This window comes from Actinoplanes sp. NPDC049548 (assembly GCF_040676695.1).
In the GTDB taxonomy this organism is placed as follows: Bacteria; Actinomycetota; Actinomycetes; order Mycobacteriales; family Micromonosporaceae; genus Actinoplanes.
This window is the reverse complement of the sequence record NZ_JBFAPM010000025.1, coordinates 19,433-36,589: the sequence shown is the minus strand read 5'-3', so window position 1 is coordinate 36,589 and position 17,157 is coordinate 19,433. Positions and strand designations below refer to the sequence as shown.

At 72.8% G+C, this 17,157-nt stretch carries 19 protein-coding genes; 10 read left to right on the top strand and 9 right to left on the bottom strand.

Features of this window, described 5'->3' with window-relative positions:
• The first annotated feature begins 2 nt into the window (after window positions 1-2).
• Entirely contained in the window at window positions 3-992 is a 990-nt protein-coding gene (locus tag AB0J80_RS33805) for a transporter (protein WP_364713314.1), read from the top strand.
• Here AB0J80_RS33805 and AB0J80_RS33800 read toward each other — a convergent pair whose 3' ends face one another.
• From AB0J80_RS33800 to AB0J80_RS33785, 4 genes are all read right to left on the bottom strand, one after another.
• A complete protein-coding gene (locus AB0J80_RS33800; RefSeq protein WP_364713313.1) occupies window positions 993-2,633 on the bottom strand; it encodes a glycoside hydrolase family 27 protein in 1,641 nt (546 codons plus the stop codon).
• Window positions 2,634-2,741: 108 nt separating this feature from the next.
• Window positions 2,742-3,911 carry an EAL domain-containing protein gene (locus AB0J80_RS33795; RefSeq protein ID WP_364713312.1) on the bottom strand — a complete coding sequence of 390 codons (1,170 nt, stop codon included), beginning with the start codon at window positions 3,909-3,911 and terminating at the stop codon, window positions 2,742-2,744.
• 74 nt (window positions 3,912-3,985) lie between these two features.
• Window positions 3,986-4,921: a sensor histidine kinase gene (locus tag AB0J80_RS33790; protein WP_364713311.1), complete on the bottom strand. Its 936-nt coding sequence runs from the start codon at window positions 4,919-4,921 to the stop codon at window positions 3,986-3,988.
• Window positions 4,918-5,796 carry an MEDS domain-containing protein gene (locus AB0J80_RS33785; protein ID WP_364713310.1) on the bottom strand — a complete coding sequence of 293 codons (879 nt, stop codon included), beginning with the start codon at window positions 5,794-5,796 and terminating at the stop codon, window positions 4,918-4,920. The genes AB0J80_RS33790 and AB0J80_RS33785 overlap by 4 nt, the downstream gene beginning before the upstream one ends.
• A gap of 93 nt (window positions 5,797-5,889) precedes the next feature.
• On the opposite strand from AB0J80_RS33785, the gene AB0J80_RS33780 reads away from it, so the two are divergent.
• The 9 genes from AB0J80_RS33780 to AB0J80_RS33740 all read left to right on the top strand — a co-directional run bounded on the left by AB0J80_RS33780 (window position 5,890) and on the right by AB0J80_RS33740 (window position 13,242).
• A complete protein-coding gene (locus AB0J80_RS33780; RefSeq protein WP_364713309.1) occupies window positions 5,890-6,669 on the top strand; it encodes an FkbM family methyltransferase in 780 nt (259 codons plus the stop codon).
• A gap of 43 nt (window positions 6,670-6,712) precedes the next feature.
• Window positions 6,713-7,573: an alpha/beta hydrolase gene (locus AB0J80_RS33775; RefSeq protein WP_364713307.1), complete on the top strand. Its 861-nt coding sequence runs from the start codon at window positions 6,713-6,715 to the stop codon at window positions 7,571-7,573.
• 74 nt (window positions 7,574-7,647) lie between these two features.
• The gene (locus AB0J80_RS33770; protein ID WP_364713306.1) at window positions 7,648-8,247 is read left to right on the top strand and encodes an RNA polymerase sigma factor; all 600 of its coding nucleotides are present in this window, start codon (window positions 7,648-7,650) and stop codon (window positions 8,245-8,247) included.
• Complete coding sequence (locus tag AB0J80_RS33765) at window positions 8,241-9,275, top strand: CU044_5270 family protein (RefSeq protein WP_364713304.1); 1,035 nt, start codon at window positions 8,241-8,243, stop codon at window positions 9,273-9,275. Before AB0J80_RS33770 ends, AB0J80_RS33765 begins: the two co-directional genes overlap by 7 nt.
• Window positions 9,276-9,300: 25 nt before the next feature.
• Window positions 9,301-9,861 (top strand): hypothetical protein, encoded by a 561-nt coding sequence (locus AB0J80_RS33760; RefSeq protein WP_364713302.1) that lies wholly within the window; start codon window positions 9,301-9,303, stop codon window positions 9,859-9,861.
• A complete protein-coding gene (locus AB0J80_RS33755) occupies window positions 9,858-10,943 on the top strand; it encodes a peptidoglycan-binding protein (protein WP_364713300.1) in 1,086 nt (361 codons plus the stop codon). Before AB0J80_RS33760 ends, AB0J80_RS33755 begins: the two co-directional genes overlap by 4 nt.
• Window positions 10,940-11,605 carry an ABC transporter ATP-binding protein gene (locus AB0J80_RS33750; protein WP_364713299.1) on the top strand — a complete coding sequence of 222 codons (666 nt, stop codon included), beginning with the start codon at window positions 10,940-10,942 and terminating at the stop codon, window positions 11,603-11,605. The genes AB0J80_RS33755 and AB0J80_RS33750 overlap by 4 nt, the downstream gene beginning before the upstream one ends.
• Window positions 11,602-12,798: an ABC transporter permease gene (locus tag AB0J80_RS33745; protein ID WP_364713297.1), complete on the top strand. Its 1,197-nt coding sequence runs from the start codon at window positions 11,602-11,604 to the stop codon at window positions 12,796-12,798. The genes AB0J80_RS33750 and AB0J80_RS33745 overlap by 4 nt, the downstream gene beginning before the upstream one ends.
• Before the next feature lie 42 nt (window positions 12,799-12,840).
• Window positions 12,841-13,242: a helix-turn-helix domain-containing protein gene (locus AB0J80_RS33740; RefSeq protein WP_364713295.1), complete on the top strand. Its 402-nt coding sequence runs from the start codon at window positions 12,841-12,843 to the stop codon at window positions 13,240-13,242.
• Here AB0J80_RS33740 and AB0J80_RS33735 read toward each other — a convergent pair.
• Genes AB0J80_RS33735 through AB0J80_RS33715 form a run of 5 tightly spaced genes read right to left on the bottom strand, consistent with a single transcriptional unit; the run spans window position 13,239 to window position 17,084 of the window.
• On the bottom strand, window positions 13,239-13,703 hold the full coding sequence (locus tag AB0J80_RS33735; protein WP_364713293.1) for an SRPBCC domain-containing protein: 465 nt from the start codon (window positions 13,701-13,703) through the stop codon (window positions 13,239-13,241). The genes AB0J80_RS33740 and AB0J80_RS33735 overlap by 4 nt on opposite strands.
• Before the next feature lie 8 nt (window positions 13,704-13,711).
• Window positions 13,712-14,356 carry a dihydrofolate reductase family protein gene (locus AB0J80_RS33730; RefSeq protein WP_364713292.1) on the bottom strand — a complete coding sequence of 215 codons (645 nt, stop codon included), beginning with the start codon at window positions 14,354-14,356 and terminating at the stop codon, window positions 13,712-13,714.
• Between the two features lies 1 nt (window position 14,357).
• On the bottom strand, window positions 14,358-14,696 hold the full coding sequence (locus tag AB0J80_RS33725; protein ID WP_364713290.1) for a metalloregulator ArsR/SmtB family transcription factor: 339 nt from the start codon (window positions 14,694-14,696) through the stop codon (window positions 14,358-14,360).
• Window positions 14,689-15,027, bottom strand: a complete 339-nt coding sequence (locus tag AB0J80_RS33720; protein ID WP_364713289.1) for a hypothetical protein — start codon at window positions 15,025-15,027, stop codon at window positions 14,689-14,691. Before AB0J80_RS33720 ends, AB0J80_RS33725 begins: the two co-directional genes overlap by 8 nt.
• Window positions 15,028-15,086: 59 nt before the next feature.
• On the bottom strand, window positions 15,087-17,084 hold the full coding sequence (locus tag AB0J80_RS33715) for a serine/threonine-protein kinase (protein ID WP_364713287.1): 1,998 nt from the start codon (window positions 17,082-17,084) through the stop codon (window positions 15,087-15,089).
• Window positions 17,085-17,157 lie beyond the last annotated feature (73 nt).

Sequence of the window (17,157 nt, the reverse complement as noted above, 5' to 3'; positions counted from 1 at the left end):
CGATGCTGTGGCTCACCTGGCGCCAACACCGCGCGGAGCTCGCCGGCGCGCTCATCCTGATCGCCGCTCTCGCCGTACCGTTGATCCTCACCGGCCTGACCATGCGGGAGGCCTTCGACAGCGGCGGGCTCGCCGCCTGCGCCGGAGCCGGTTCCGGGCCGGAGACCGCTTGTACCCGAGCGCTGAACGTCTTCCTCGGCGAGTACTCCGAGTGGGGCACGCAAGTGATCTGGGTGCAGCTGCTTCCCGCCGTGGCGGGGGTGTTCGTGGGCGCCCCGCTGCTCGGGCGGGAGTTCGAGCACGGCACGTGGAAGGTGGCGTTCACGCAGAGCGTCACCCGTACCCGCTGGCTCGGCGTGAAGCTGGCCGTCGTCGGGCTCGGCGTGGTGGCCGTCTTCGCCGTCCTCGCGGCACTCTTCGCGTGGTGGCGCACGCCGCTGAACGCGGTCGAGGGGCCGATGGAGCCCAAGGCCTTCAACGTGCAGGGCGTCAACCTCCCCGCGGCCGCCCTGCTGGCCTTCGCCGTCGGTGTCCTCGCCGGCGCGGTCCTGCGCCGGACCGTTCCCGCCATGGCGGTGGCCCTGGTCGCGTTCGTCGCGATCCGCGTCCCGATCGAGCTGTACGCCCGCCCGCACTACCTGCCGCCCGTATGGGCCACCGCGGACCCGGTCACCGACAGCGCGGGCGCCTGGATCGGCTCGCCCACCGACTGGGTCCTCGACACCGGCTACGTGGACGCCGCCGGGCACAAGCTGACCGAGGCCGAGGGGTTGACGATCCTGCGCGGCGTCTACGGCGACGGCACTTCCCTGCACGGGCCCGGTTCCCCGCTCGAGCGCTATCTGGCCGGCCACGGGTTGCGCCACCTCGTCGAGTACCAGCCGGCGGCGCGGTTCTGGACGTTCCAGCTCATCGAGGCGGGCATCTACATCGGACTCGCGGTCGTGCTGCTCGCCGCGGCCGTGTGGTTCATCCGCCGCCGGACGAGCTGATCACTCGATGCGGAGGAAGTCGCCGACCCAGCGGGTGCCGTCCCACGATCCGCCGTTCGCGTTCAGCTGGAGGTTGACGGTGCCGGAGAGCAGGCTCAGGTCCTCGTAGTCGTAGTGCGGCTGCCCGTCGATGGTGAAGGAGACGTGGACGCGGGCGCCGTAGATCGGGCGTGGGTCCGTACGGTTCACGGTCACCACGGCGGGCCCGGCCGCGCTGCCGGCGGTGCGCAGCAGGTCGCCGACCCAGCGGGAGCCGTTCCACGTCGCGCCGTTGCCGTCCAGGTTCAGGGTGGTGGAGTGGTCGAGGGTTCCGGTCTCCTCGAAGTCGTCGTGCCACTCGTCGTTGATGAGGAACTCCGTGCGGACCTGCAGGCCGGTGACGGTTCGGGGGTCGGTCTTCGTGATCCGTACGGCGTCCGGAGTCTCGGCCCCCGCCACCCGCAGCAGGGCGACGCCGTGCGACGGCACCGTCGCGGTGTACCCGCCGGTGAAGCTGCCGCGGTCGGCTCGCGCGTGCAGGTCGCGGACGGTCGCCGCTCCCCCGCCGAGCCCGATGTCGCGCCAGTCGACGCGGATCGTGGCGGCCGAGGCGCCGCGGTTCCACAGGGCGACCACCCGTACGCCGGAACCCTGGACCTTCTTGGACCACACCTCCCGGTCGCCGAGGTCGCGGACCCGGCGGCCCTGCACCCCCAGCGGGTCCTGGTCGACGGCGATGACCTCGGGGTTGGTGAGGATCGCCCGGGTGGCCGCGTTCATCGCCGTGAGGTCGTTGCCGGCGATCAGCGGCGCCGACATCAGCGCCCACATGCTGAAGTGAGTCTGGTACTCCGTGTCGGTCATGCCCTTGCCGTTGGTGCTGCCCGTGCCGTAGTTGCCCACCTGGAGCATGTCGGGGTCGTTGAAGTAGCCGGGGTGGGCGTAGTTCGCGTACTCGTTGTTGAGGTCGATGATCCGGTCGACCGGCAGCAGCCAGTTGTCCGGGTTGTAGGTGTAGTCGTCGCCGATGTCGCCGGTGGTGCGCGCCTGGTGTCCGGTCTTGGGCTGCCAGGGTTTGAACTCCCAGGCGCAGATGCTGTAGACGATCGGACGGCCCGAGGCGGCCAGCGCGTCGCGCATGGTCTCGTACTGGGACTGCTGGTCCAGCTGGGCGTTGCAGTTGTCGTACTTGAGCAGGTCGACGCCCCAGGACGCGTACGTCCGCGCGTCCTGGTACTCGTAGCCCTGCGAACCGGGCCGGCCGGCGCAGGTCTGGGTTCCGCGGTCGGAGTAGATACCGAACTTCAGGCCGCGCGCGTGGATGTAGTCGCCGAGCGCCTTCATGCCGCTGGGGAACCGGACCGGGTCCGCGACGATGGTGCCCGAGGAGTCCCGGCTCGACTGCCAGCAGTCGTCCACGTTGATGTACCGGTAGCCGGCGTCGCGCAGGCCGTTGGCGACCATCGCGTCGGCCTGGCGGCGGACGAGCGCCTCGTCGATGTTGCAGGCGTAGCGGTTCCAGCTGTTCCAGCCCATGGCCGGGGTGCGCCCGAGGCCGTTGTCCCAGGCGGCCGCCGGCTCGCGGTGCGCGTCGAGGGCGGTCGCGCCGGCGAGGGTCAGTGACGTGAGCAGGACGCAGATGACGGCACGGCGAATGGCCACCGGGAACTCCTCACGTCGATGAACGTCGATGTCCCGTAGTGTGCCCGACTCCACAAAGGTGCACAAGAAGCGTCATGGATGACGGTCGAACTCGTGCAGTGGTGTGTGTCAGCGGTGCCTGTTGAGCAGTACGCGGGCGATCGTCGCCACCGTGGGCAGGTGGTCGAGCGCCACCAGCTCCGTCGTCCCGGACGACTGGATGCACACGGCGTATCCGTGGCCGGGGCCCAGCACCACCGCGGCGAACTCGCCCGGGATCGGGTCGTCGAGCACGATCAACGATCCGGCGCCCTCCGCCCACCGCGCCGGCGAAGCGTCGACGCCGGTGCCCGCGAGCGGCTGGGATGTCACGACGACGGAGGCGGCGTCCGCGGCGACGGTGTCACGGAGCCTGGCCATCGCCACCGCCACAGCGCCGGGATCCGCGGTGACGACCGGGCCGTGCCCGGCCGCGATCGAGAACGGCGTCCCGGCCGGCTGGTGGAAGCCGGGACGCGCCTTCGGCAGCACACCCGCCGCATCGACGTCGAACCGGTCACCGGCCTGCTCGATCGGCACCGGCCGGCCGAACAACCAGCCCTGACCCCAGTGCGCCCCGAGCTCGCGGGCGGTGCCGAAGTCCTCCTCCGTCTCGATGCCCTCCGCGACCAGGATCGCCCCGGTGCGGCGCGCCTGGTCGCGCACCACCTCGCAGGTCGCCCGGGTGGCGGGGGCATCGGGGTTGCGGACGATGCTCATGTCGAGCTTGATCACTTCGGGTTCGACGAGGGGCAGGAAGGCCAGCGACATGGGGTCGGCGCCGACGTCGTCGAGCGCGAGGCCGTTACCCCACCGGTGCACGATGCCGGCCACCCGCAGCAGGCTCCCCGGTACGGCCGGCAGCGCCCGCTCGGTGAACTCCAGGATCTGCCGGAACGGGAACCCGTTGCGCAGCAGCTCCACCAGCCGCGGCGACAGCGGCTGGTCCAGCACCCCCGACTCGGCGTTCACGAACAGCAGCGGCGGCGGGTTCGGAGCCGCGACCGCGACCTCCAGCGCCCGCTCGGAGCAGAGCATGTCCAGCTCGCCGAGCCGGCCCGCGGCCCGGGCCGCGCCGAACAACCGGTCGGGGAACTCCAGGTCCGTGCCGGCCGGACCGCGCGCGAGCGCCTCCAGCCCCACCACCGTACGGGTGGAGAGGTCGACGATCGGCTGGAACAACGGGCGCACCAACCGTCCCGCCAGCACCTCGCCGACCGTCAGAGCCGGTGCCGGTGCCGGTGCATGGGGTGCGGGCATCTCTGCGACTCCCTGCCTGACAACAGACTCCCTCCTCCTATCGGCAGGGAGACGGCCGGCTGAAGGATATGGAGTCAGCAGTGCTTGTGCAGGCGGATCGTCGTTCCCGTCGGGCACGAGTGCACGCGTACCAGGTCGCACAGGTCATGGGTCAGGATCAGCCCGTAGCCGCCCTGCCGGTCGCGGCCCGGCAGCATCCGGCCGGCGAGCGGATCGGTGAGCAGGCCGGCGTCCTCCACCTGGCAGACGAGCATGCCGGGCTCCGACCAGACGGTGATCCGGCCGCGGCCCGGGGTGTGCTCGATCGTGTTGGCGGCCAGCTCGTTCGCGGCCAGCACCAGCTCCTCCGTGGCGTCCGCGGACAGGTACTCGGCCGCGTGCCGGCGCACGAAGGCCCGGACCGCCGCCAGCGACGAGTGCTCGCCGTAGGAGAGGGTCTCGGCGTCCGCGGGCGGTGCCGGCAGCGCCTGGTTGAAGGACGAGGCGGTCTCGAACGGGTCGGCGTACCGGTCGCTGGCCCGGATCGCCCCGAACTCGATCATCGTCGGGTGGGTGCGCCAGGCGTCCTCGATCACCGAGCGGTGCAGCCGCCCGGCGTCGTACGGGCACAGGATCGCGGCGTCGCGGCCGGCGAAGACCGCGTTGATCATCGCCTCGTGGGCGGCGCAGGCCGGGTACTCCAGGTCAGTGCGACCGTGCCAGATGGGCTCGCCGATGATCGCGACCCGGCGGCCCGGGTGGTCGCCGGCGAACTTCGACAGCACCCGGGGGATGATCCGGCCAGGGTTGCGGCCGGCCACCGCCATGTCGGCGAAGACGACCCGGTCGGCGACGCCGAGGAGCGCCTCGCGCAGCGCGCCGAGGTTGGGCCCGGGCACGGCGACCAGGACCGGGCTCTCCTCCGCCACCGCGGACCGGACGAAGGTGGTGGTGCCGGCGAGGTACTCCTCGGCGCTGCGGTACAGCAGCGCCGGATGGTCGAAGCTCGAATCGGGCCTGCGGCCGGTCATGCAGTGTCCCTCTCGGCGTCGCCGTTGCGGTCCCGTCCGAGCCGGCTGCCGTGGAAATCCAGCAGCCGCAGCAGGGCCGGTGAGCAGCCCATGAGCCGGAGCCGCCCGCCGGCACGGTCGCCGGCCTGCGACAGGATGCGAGCGGCCGCCGTGTCGGCGAACCGGAGCCCGGACACATCGACGTGTATCACCGTACCGTCGTCCGGGAGGTCGTCCACCAGCCGGGCGATGACCGAGCTCAGCGCCTGCCGGTTGAACATGTCCGCCTCACCCTCCAACCGCAGGCCGTACGGGTGCCGCGTGCGCCGCATGCGCAGCGTCGAGCCCGGATCGAACGGCATGCCGGGCCCGGCGGCGCTCGGATGGGCTCCGGCGTGCCGGCGCAGGCTCAGCGGATCGAAGAGCCGGCGGTCGTACGCACAGATCCCCAGCAGGTAGCCCTCAGAGAAGAACGAGTTGAGCCCGGCTTCGTAACGGGTGACCTGGTCGGCGCCCGGCAGCGAGCGGCTCGCCCACGACATGTCGGTGATGACGCGCAGGCCCGAGTACTTGTCCTTGCGGGCCCGCGCCTCCTCCTCGCGCAGGAACGACAGGGCCGCCGCCGGTTCGAACACTCCGGAGCACAGCAGGGACCCCTCGGCTGCGGACACCCGCAGGTTGCCGGAGGCCACCGCCTCGGCGGCCGGCACGCCGCGGTGCCCGACGCCGGCCACGAGACCTTCGGGGTCTTCGCCGCAGTAGACGACGCGGTCCCGCGCGCGCAGGCCCGCGAGCACGACACCGGCGAGCGTGTCCAGGCGCGACACCTCGTCCTCGACGATCCAGCAGACGTGATCGCCTCGAGTGACTCGTTCCAGCAGCGCTGACCCGGCCACGGCCCTCCCTCGCCGTCACGGAAGTGTGCGCTCGAAGGTACCCGCCGTACGGAACGACGGCGGTAGCTCGAAAGAGTGACTTAGGATCGCCGGATGACCGCCGACCTCGCCGCCCTGCGCAGGCTCCGGGCGGAGCCCGGCATGTCCTCGCTGCACCGCTCGCTCGAGTACTACTACGGCGACCCGGCCCGCGACGCCGCGCTCGACGCCTTCCACGCCCGTTTCGTCTCCCCCGGCGACCTGGTCCTCGACATCGGCGCGCACGTGGGCGACCGGGTCGGCAGCTTCCGCCGGCTCGGGGCCCGGGTGGTCGCCGTGGAGCCGCAGCCGCTGTGCGTCGAGGCGCTGCACGCCCTCTACGGCACCGACGACGAGGTCACCGTGGTGGCCGCGGCGTGCGGGGCCGAGCCGGGCCGGGTACGGCTGTACGTGAACTCGGCGAATCCCACCGTCTCCACCGCCTCGCCGGAGTTCGTCCGGGCCGCCGACGGGGCGGGCGGCTGGGAGGGCCAGGTGTGGGACGGCGAGCTCGAGGTCCCGACGGTGACCGTCGACGCGCTCGTCGCGGAGCACGGCACGCCCGCCTTCGTCAAGATCGACGTGGAGGGGTACGAGGACGTCGTCCTGGCCGGCATGAGCGACCCGGTGCCCACGATGTCCTTCGAGTTCACGACCGTGGAGCGGGCGGTGGCGCTGCGGTGCCTGGACCGCGCCACGGCTCTGGGCTTCGAGGGCTTCGACGTGTCGCTGGGCGAGTCCCTGAGCTTCGCCCACGGACGGTGGCTGCCCGCCTCGGCGATCGCCGCCTACCTGTCCGAGCTGCCGCACGAGGCGAACGCGGGCGACGTGTACTGCGTACCGAAGATTCCCTAAAGCTCTCTATCTCTAGAAGGATAGGGAGCGATAGGGTAATGGCGTGCGCATCTATCGCTCGGCCGCCGGTGAACAGACAGTTCGGCAGCACTATCGCGACCTGCTGGACCGCTGGCCCGTACCGAACACCCGGCAGACCCTCCCGACCCGCCATGGCGACACCTTCGTCATCACGTCCGGCCCGGAGGCCGCGCCACCGGTGATCGCCCTGCAGGGATCGGGTGCCAACTCGGCGATGTGGCTGCGGCAGATCGGGACCTGGGCCCCGCACCTGCGCGTGCACGCCGTCGACGTCATCGGCGAGCCGGGACTCAGCGCGCCGGCCCGCCCGCCCCTCGAATCCGGCGCGTACGCCGAGTGGCTCGACGACGTGCTGGCCGGCCTGGGACTCGACGAGGTGGCGATGGTCGGCGTGTCCCTCGGCGGCCGGCTCGCCGTCGACTACGCGACGCGGCGTCCGGGCCGGGTCGGCCGGCTCGTCCTGCTGGCGCCGAGCGGGATCGGGCAGCGCCGGATCGGGGTGCTGCTCGCCGCCGCGCTGCTGCGCCCGCTCGGCGAGTGGGGGCTGCGGCGTACGATGCGGCTCGCGCTCGGCCCGGCCGCCGCCCGCCGTACCGAGGACGCCGGACCGGTCGGCGCCCTGGCGCTTCTGATCTTCCAGCACTTCTCGCCCCGGAGGGATCCCGTGCCGACCTTCGACGACGACACACTGCGCCGGCTGACGATGCCGGTGCTCGCCGTCGTGGGCGGCCGCGACGCGTTCCTCGACTCGGCGGGAACCAGGCGGCGCCTCGAGGCGGTGGCACCGAGCGCGACGGTCCGCTTCCTGCCGGAGGCCGGGCATCTCCTGCCGGACCAGGCGCTCGCGGTGCTGCAGTTCCTGACCGGCGCCGGACGGCGCTGAGCCGGAGAAGTCGCGTGAACTCCCGTCGGCCGAAGTGGAAAGAAGGAGGTGACAGCGACACGACGGGAGGTTCGGTGGTTGCGACCCGAGGTCTGGACGTGGCGGCGGTGACACCGGCGGACGCGGAGCCGTCGGTCGCGCCGCCGCTCGATGCGGACGGGTTCGCGGCGCTCTACGAGGCGCACGCGGCGGCCCTCTACCGGTACGCCTACCAGCGTGTAGGCGAGCAGACCGCCCAGGACGTGGTGGCCGACACGTTCCTGGCGGCCTTCCGGCAGCGCGAGGCCTACGACGTGCGGCGCGCTCCGGTCCGCCCGTGGTTGTTCGGGATCCTCACACGCAAGCTCGCGCGTCACTACCGGACGGAGAAGGCGCGGTACCGGGCGCTGGCGCGGACCGCCGCCGACGCCGTGCAGGACGGCCCGGCGGACGCGGTGGCGGCACGGGCGAGCGCCGACGCCGTACGGGCACCCCTTGCCAAGGCGCTGCGCCGGCTCTCCCAGGCGGACCGCGACGTGCTGCTGCTGATCGCGTGGTGCGACCTCACGTACGAGGAGGTCGCCACGGCGCTCGACGTACCGATCGGGACCGTCCGGTCGCGGCTGCACCGCGCCCGGCGCAAGGTCCGCGACGCCCTCGGCGGGACCGACCCGACCCGGGAGGAGCTGTGCTGACGCCCGACCTGGATCCGGTACGCCGGCTCGGCGAGCTGCTGGGCCCGCCGGCCGCCGCTCCCCCGGACGAGCTGCGCCGCCGCGTGCTCGACGGCGCGGCGCCGGTTCGGCCGGCCGCGTACCGCCCGGTGCGGCTGCGCCGGGCCGCACTCGCCGGTGCCGCCCTAGCGGCCCTGGTGGCGGTGGCGGCCGTGGTCACACCGTCCGGCGGCGGCAAGCGGCCGGGAGCGGTGCAGTTCTCGCCCGCCGGCCCGGCCGTCGACCGAGCGGTCGACGTTCTGCGCCTGGCCTCGAAGCACGCGGCCCTTGCGCCGGTCGTGCGGCCGCGGCCGGACCAGTTCCTCTTCACCGAGTCCATCGTGGAGGTCCAGAACGTCCCCCTGGACCACCGGCCGGCGCAGACGCTGCCGATCCGGGTCGTGCGGGAGTGGCGGTCGGTGGACGGCACCCGCAGCGGCCTGAGTCAGTGGCGCCGCCGGGACGCTCCGGACGGCGCCTGGACGAGCACGTGGAACCCCGGGTGCCGCCACGGGCGTCCGACGTTCCTCGACGGCCCGAACGCGGACCGCACGTGTACGCCCTCGCCGATCTCGGACGACTCCCTGCCGACCGACTCCGAGGCGATGCACCGGTACCTGTACCGGCCGCCGGCCGACGACGACGGGGCCGTGGCGGCGCAGCGGTCGCCGGACGACCTCGCCTTCTCCCGGGTCGGTGAGCTGCTCGGCGAGGGGCGGGCGACACCGGCCGTGCAGCGTGCGCTCTTCGCCGCGGCGGCCCGCATCCCGGGCGTCACCGTCCGGTCCGGGGTGACAGACCTGGTCGGCCGGCCCGGCGTGGCGCTGGTCCGTGCCGGTACGGACGTCACGGTCGAGATCCTCCTCGGGGCGGTGAACTACGAGTACCTCGGCATGACGTTCCGGCTGGGCGACGCGGTCGCCGACCACGAGCACCTGATCGTCCAGATCCACAGCCGGACGGCCCTGCGGCGAGTCGCCTTCGTGGACCACGCTCGCGACCTTCCCTGATCGCTCACCGCTCATAAGGAGAACGATGACGATGCGCCGTGCCCTGCTCCTGACCGCTCTCGTACCGCTGCTCGCCGCTGGTTGCAGCGAGCCGCACAGTCCCGCGGTGGCCACCGCCGGGACCGGCGGCTCGACGGCCACGTCCGGCACCGCGGCGCCGCCGGTGTCCGCGCGGCCCAAGGAGAGCGACTACGACAAGGCGCTGAGATACACCCGCTGCATGACCGAGAACGGCGCGAAGATGCCGGATCCGGTGGAGGGTGAGCCGTTGATGACCGGCGACGTGGTGGTGGCCGACGAACCGATGTCGGCTGTGGAAGCGCGCTTGGCGGCCTTCGGCAAGTGCCGACAGCTGATGCCCGCGACCTGGCCGGTGAAGGCGGACCCGAAGGAGGTCGCGCGGTCGGCCGCGTACAACCGGTGCATGAAGCAGCACGGCGTACCGGTGTACGAGCCGGAGGCCGACGGCATGTGGCACGCCCCGACGAACAGCGACTACATGCAGACGCCGGAATACCGGGCCGCCGAGCAGGACTGCCGTCATCTGGTGGACGATCCCGCGAACGACACGCCGGAGAACCGATGACGCGGTGGCGCGTCGTCACGGTGGTCGTGACGACGTCCCTGCTGGGCATCGGCGCGCTCGCCGTACGCTTCCTGCACCACGGGCCGGCCACGGAGGCGGCCCCGCCTCCGCCCGCTACCACCACCATCACCCGGCAGACGCTGGTGGACGTCGTCACCGCGAACGGCAAGCTGGCCAACGGCCCGGAACAGCCCCTCGAGAGCCGGCTTCAGGGCACGGTCACCGCGCTGCCGGCGGTCGGCGCGACGATCGCCCGGGGGCAGTCGCTGTTCCGGATCGACGAGCGACCGGTCGTGCTGTTCTACGGTGGCGTTCCCGCGTACCGGCGGCTGACGGCGGGCCGGGTGGCTGTCGCGGCCGACCCGCGCACGGGCCGGGCCGCACAACCCGCGATCGCGGCGAGTGCCGGCAAGGACGTCGAACAGTTCGAGCGCAACCTGCGCGCCCTCGGGTACGGCGGCTTCACGGTCGACGAGCAGTACAGCGCTCAGACGGCCGACGCGGTGCGCCGCTGGCAGCGGGATCTGGGACTGCCACGGACGGGCGTGGTGGAGCTCGGCCGGGTGTTCTACGCGCCGGGCCGGATCCGCGTCGGCTCCGTCAAGGCCATTCTGGGCGCGGTGCCACAGGGTCCGGTGCTGACCTACACGAGTACGAAGCAGCGCGTGACGGCGACGCTGGGCCCGCAGGACCGGGCGGTGGCCAGGACCGGCGGGAAAGTGACCGTGGTCCTGCCCTCGGGCCGGCGGATACCCGGCACGGTGGAGTCCGTGCGCAGCAGAGCCGACGATCAGGAGGGCGGCGGCGAGCCGGGTCTCGAGGTGGTCGTCGCGCCGACCGGTGTCGGCGGCCGCGACGAAGGGCCGGTACGCGTGGAGTTCCCCGGCGAGAGCCGCAAGAACGTGCTCGCCGTGCCCGTCGGGGCGCTGCTGGCGCTCGCCGAGGGCGGATACGGCCTGGAGGTTCTCGGCGACGGACCGGCCCACATCGTGACCGTCAGGAGCGGACTGTTCGCAGCCGGCCGGGTGGAAGTCTCCGGCCCCGGCATCAGGGCGGGCCTCACGGTGGGAATGGCGCAGTGACCGCGCCGGTCGTGGAGCTGCGCGGCGTCACCAAGGCGTACGCCGGGGGCGTGACCGCGCTGCGCGACGCGGATCTGCGCATCGAGCGGGGCGAGTGCGTGGCGATCGTCGGGCCGTCCGGATCGGGCAAGTCGACGCTGCTCAACATCGTCGGCACGCTGGACCGGCCCAGCTCCGGCGAGGTACGCGTCGCCGGCACGGAGGTCAGCGCGTTGAGGGACCGGGAGGTCGCCGCGTTGCGCGCCACCACGATCGGCTTCGTCTTCCAGCAGTTCCATGTCGCGCCCGGCCGGTCCGCCCTCGACAACGTCGCCGACGGGCTGCTCTACGCCGGGGTGCGGCGCCGTGCCCGCCGGAGCCGGGCGGCCGACGCGCTCGCCCGCGTGGGGCTGGGACACCGCGCCGGGCACCGCCCGCACGAGCTCTCGGGCGGCGAACGGCAGCGGGTCGCCATCGCCCGGGCGATCGTGGGCGAGCCCGCCCTGCTGCTGGCCGACGAGCCCACCGGCAACCTCGACTCCGCTTCCGGCCGGGCGGTGCAGGACGTCCTCGAGGAACTGCACCGGGCCGGCACGACGGTCGTCGTGATCACCCACAATGCCGAGCTGGCGGCCGACCTGCCGCGCCGGATCGCGGTACGCGACGGGCGGGTGAGCGCGTGAGCACGCCCCGGCGGCTTTCCCTGGCGGACGTCCTGCACCTCGGTGCGGTGGGCCTGCGCACCCGCCCGCTGCGCGTCATGCTGTCCGCGTCGGGCATCGCCATCGGCATAGCGGCGATGCTGGCCGTGGTCGGCATCTCGGCGTCCGGCCGGGCGGACCTGCAACGCACCCTCGACCGGCTGGGCACCAACCTGCTCGTGGTCAGCGGCGGCGACGAGGCGCAGGGCGACAGCGTGGCGCTGCCCGCCGCCGCGGTACCGATGATCGAGCGGATCGGGCCGGTGCTGAGCGCCGCTGCCGTCAGCAGGCTGCCCGACGACGTCCATGTCTACCGCAACGACCGCATCCCGGCCGAGCGCAGCGCGGGGATCACCGCCTACGCCACGGACCTGGACCTGCCGGCCGTCGTCGGCGCGCGGATGACCGCGGGTGCCTGGCTCAACCCGGCCATGGCGGCGTACCCCGCCGTGGTGCTCGGCGCCGACGCCGCTCACCGGCTGGGCATCCGGACAGTGGACACCCGGGTGCTGGTCCACATCGGAGGCCGCCGGTTCGCGGTCGTCGGCATCCTCGCCAGGACGCCGCTGGTGTCCGCGCTGGACAGCGCCGCACTCATCGGAACCGCCGCCGCCCGGCGGTACCTGGCCGCCGCTGGCAGTCCCACCACGGTCTTCCTCCGGGCCGCCTACGACCGGGTGCCGGCGGTCCGGGACGTGCTGGCCGCCACCGCCGACCCGGCGACGCCCTACCGCGTGGTGGTCTCCCGGCCCTCCGACGCGCTCGCCGCCAAGCTGGCCACCGAGCGGACCCTCAACGGGCTGCTGCTCGGTGTCGGCGCGGTGGCGCTGCTGGTCGGCGGCGTCGGCGTCGCCAACACCATGGTCATCTCGGTGCTCGAACGGCGGACCGAGATCGGCCTGCGCCGGTCCCTGGGCGCGACCCGCGGCCAGATCCGGCTGCAGTTCTGCACCGAGTCGGTGCTGCTGACCACCCTGGGCGGCGCCGGCGGCCTCGCGCTGGGCATGGTGGCCACCGCCGGGTACGCCCTCAGCCGCGGCTGGCCGACGGCCACCCCGGGATGGGCCTTCGCCGCCGGCCTCGGCGCGACCGTCGCCGTGGGCGCCGTGGCCGGGCTCTATCCCGCCGTCCGCGCGGCGCGCATGACGCCCGCTGAGGCCCTCGCCGAGGTGTAACGGCACTCAAGCTTCCCCAACCGGCGCTGTTAGAGTCCCTTTATGGCGCAGGAGCTCTACTCCGTCGAGCAGGTCGCTGAGCGGCTCGGGCTCCACGTGCGGACCGTTCGCAACTACGTCCGGGACGGGCGCCTCAAGGCGGTCCGGATCGGCAAGCAGTACCGGATCGCGCACGCCGACCTCCAGGCTTTCACCGGCGGCGGAGACCCCGGGGCCGGCTCCGCCGGCGCGCCGAGCGTCGAGGTCTCCACCGTCGTGGCCATCGACGACGTCGGGCGCGCCGCGGCGGACCGGGTGAGCAACACCGTGATCGCCGCCGCGGCCGGCCTGCGCGTGCAGGCGATCTACGACGAGGACCGCAGCCACCTCAAGGTCGTGATCTTCGGCGATCTCACCGCCACGGCCGACCTGCTGCGCATCGTCCACACCCTGGTGGCGGACTAGCGACCCAGGTACTTCCCCAGCGCCTCGAGCAGGCCCCGGGTGCCGCCCTCGCGGTTCGGCCCGTCGTCCCCGAACTGGTCGAAGAAGGCGCCGTGCTCGACGTGGGTGAACCGGGTGCCCTCGTCGACCGGCTCGAACTCGAGCGTCGCCACCGACGTCGACATGTGGGTCCCGTCCAGCCACATGTCGTACGTCGTGACGATGCGGACGTGCTCGACGATGTCGGTGTACGTGGCCTCGTACCGCGAGACCGGGCCGTCGTGGAACTTCCCCTCGGCGATGTCGCGTCCGCCGACGCGGAAGTCGAAGGACCACTCGCGGTGCTCCATGGCGTCGCCGGCGCCCCACCACGACAGCTTCTCCTGCTCGTCGGCGAAGGCGGCCCAGACACGCTCGACGGGAGCGGGGTAGTCGCGGGTCAGGGTGAAACCGGAGTGGGCGATACGGCGTTCGATCGTCATCAAAGGTCCTATCGCGTGAAGGTGACGTGGATCGTGCCGCTCTCGGCCACTTCCGTCGCCACTTTGTGGGTGAGCTCGAGGCCGCGCAGGTCGTCCCAGACCCGGACGCCGCGGCCGAGCAGGATCGGGGCGATCATGACGTGCAGGTCGTCGACCAGACCGGCGCGCAGGAAGTCGCGCCCGGTGCTGATCCCGCCGCCGACGCGCACGTCCAGGCCGCCGGCGGCCTCGGACGCCTCGGCGAGCACGTCCCCGATGGCGGCGTTGCGGAAGTGAAACGTCGTTCCGCCCTGCATCGGGATCGACGGACGCGGCGCGGTGTGGGTGAGGACGTAGACCGGGGTGCCGAACGGTGGCTGATCGCCCCACCATCCCTTCCAGTCCGGGTCGTCGGGGAACGTGTGCAGGCCGAACATGGCGGCGCCCATGATCTCGGCGCCGACGCCCTCGAAGTGTGCGGCGGCGTGGGTGTCGTCGACGCCGGTCGTACCGTTGCCGCTGGTGTCGCCGAGGATGCGCTCGCGGAACGTGCGGGTCGCGGTGTAGGCCGCCGTGAGGGGCCCCCAGTCCTCCCCCATGGGATTGTCCGGGGCCTGGCCGGCCGACGTGTAGCCGTCCAGCGAGGCGAACAGGTCGATGCGAACGCGGGTCATGTCAGGTTTCCTTAGCGCTGGTACGGGTCAGGTGGATGCCGAGCCGGTCGGCCTGGCGTTCTGCCGGGGTCCGCTGCTCGTCGAGCCACAGGTGCAGGACGTCGAGCGCGCCCGGTCGCAGACTCACGGTGCGGACGCGTCCCTGCTTGCTGGATGTGACCAGCCCCGCCTCCTCGAGCACGCGAAGGTGCTGCATCAGCGACGGCAACGCCATCGCAAACGGTGCCGCAAGCTCGGACACGACGGCCGGGGACTTCGCCAGCCGCTCCACGACGGCCCGGCGCGTGGGATCCGCGAGAGCGCGGAGCACGGCGTCGAGCTCGTCGTGATACTTAGGCACGCGCCTTACTATTGTCGTCGGGAGGGGATTCGTCAACCACGCTCGCGGCATCGGTGGGCTTGCGGCGGCGGGCCCGTACCCAGGTGGTTCCGGCACTGACGCCGGCGAGGAGGATCAGCGCGACCTTGAACCCGGCCTTGCCGAAGGCGAGATAGCCGAGTCCGCGCACCGCCGCCCCCGCCCACCAGGACCCGTCGGCCCAGCTCCCCCAGTCGGCACGGATCCGCCAGCCGACCACCCACCAGCCGAGGGCCACCAGGGCCAGGCCGGCCGTACCGGCCAGCACGGCGGCGATCACAAGACGTCGGTGGTTCGCAGTGTTGTCGGCCATGGCTTCACGGTACGAAGCGGCGTCGCGCCTGCCATCGGACCTGGGACGGAAGCCGATCCCTATCGGAGGTTGGACAGGGGGTACGCGACGGCGGCGCTGCCCATGCTCGCCACCAGCATCGTGGGGGCGGCGTCGAGGCGGCTCGCGGGCCCCGGCGTGGACGTCGACCACAGCGTCGTACCGGTCGCGGGGTCCAGCTCGTGCAGCACCGAGTCGTGGGCACCGGCGAACAGCCGCTTCCCGCCGGCCGCGACGACGGCGGGGTTCAGCAGCGGGCGGTGCCACCGCACAGCGCCGGTGCGGGCGTCGAGGGCGGTCAGGCCGGCGTGGCGGAGGGTGAGCTCCTCGCTGGTGACGCTCACGACGACGGCGTCCGCCACGGTGGCGAGCCCGGTGACCTCGATCGTGACCTGCGAGTCCTGCTCCGTGATGCCCCGCAGCGGCGCGCCCGGATGCTTCACGAGCTGAGCGGTCCACGCCACCTTCCCGGTGCGGTTGTCGACGGTGATCAGGGTCCATCCCTGGTGGTCGAGCACCACCGCGTACACCCGGTCCCCGCCGCCCCACACCCGCACGCTGTGGTCGGTGGCCGTCGACAGGCGAGTTCTCCAGTGGACCGTGCCGTCCTCGGTGCCGAAGCCGTACAGCCACGACTCGTCCTCGCGGCGCGCCGACACGCAGAGGACTCTCGCGGAGCCCCCGACGTACTCGTAGACGCCGTAGTCGCCGATCTGCCCGCGCCAGCGCCGGCGGCCGGTCGTGGCGTCGTACGCGATCAGGAAAGGATCTCCAACCGGTTGGATGACGAAGAGCCCTTCCACCGCGGTGACGCTGCTCGCCTTCACCGGGCAGCGCCAGCGCAGGGCACCGGTGTCGGCGGCGAGAACCTGGTCCCGCTCGGCGCCCTCCACGAGCACGAGGTCGGCGCCGAGCGCGCTGACCCCCCAGCAGTCCCGGGGGCCGCCACGCCAACGCTGCTTTCCGGTGGTGGTGTCGACGGCCAGGACCCCGTCGGTCTGCTTGCTCACCAGCGTCGAACCGGCAAGCTGCGGGTACGGTACGTCGTCGCGCTGCCAGGCCAGGGCGCCCAGTCCGACCGGGCGTGCCGAGGCGGTGGGCTCGGGTGCGCGTGCCTCCCGGGTGCGCCGGGTGCCCCACCAGACGCCGCCGATCGCGGCGGCCGTGGTCGTGGCCGCGCCGGCGAGCACGAGCCGCCGCGACAGCCCCGGCCGCCGGTTCGCATCGCCGAGCAGAAGCGCGCGGCTCTCCTCGGCGGTGGGCCGCTTGCCCGGATCGGCACTCAGCAGCCTCAACAGCACCGGGCCGAGGTCGCCCGCCCGCTGCGGCGGCCGGATCTCATGCCGGGTGTACGCGACCAGCATCGGCAGATACCCGTCGCGGTGGAACGGCCCGACGCCCTCGATCGCGTGGTACAGCGTGGCACCGAAGCCGAACACGTCGGCGGCAGGCCCCGGAGGCAGTCCCTTCGCCTGTTCCGGCGCCAGGTAACCGGGGGTGCCGAGGGCCACACCGGACTCGGTGAGCGTCTCCGCGTCGGGCAGCACGGCGAGCCCGAAGTCGGTCAGCCGTACCCGGTCGCCCTCGGAGACCAGCACGTTGGCCGGTTTGACGTCGCGGTGCGTGATGCCGGCCCGGTGCGCCGCCTGCAGCGCCGAGAGCAGCTGCAGGGCGATGCCGACGGCCCGGTCGACGGGCACCGGCCCCTCCTCGGCGACCAGGTCCTTGAGCGACCGTCCGGACACGAGCTCCATGACGATCCAGGGGCGGCCGTCGTGCTCGACGATGTCGTACACGCTGACGATGTTCGGGTGGTCCAGCGCCGCGGCGGCCCGGGCCTCGCGGAGGCTGCGCTCCCGGCCCTCGGCCACGGTCCGGTCCGAGCTGCCCCAGCCATGCCGCAGCTCCTTGACGGCGACCCGGCGGCGCAGCACCTCGTCGCGGCCGGCCCAGACGACTCCCATGCCGCCGCTGCCGATGCGCTGCAGCAGCCGGTACCGGCCGGCCACGAGGGGATGGTGATCGGCGGGGGTGGGCACGAGACGCCAGGCTAGCCGACGGCCGCCAGCCGGGAAGTCTCAAGAAAAGATCAAAAAACCGCTCATGACTTTG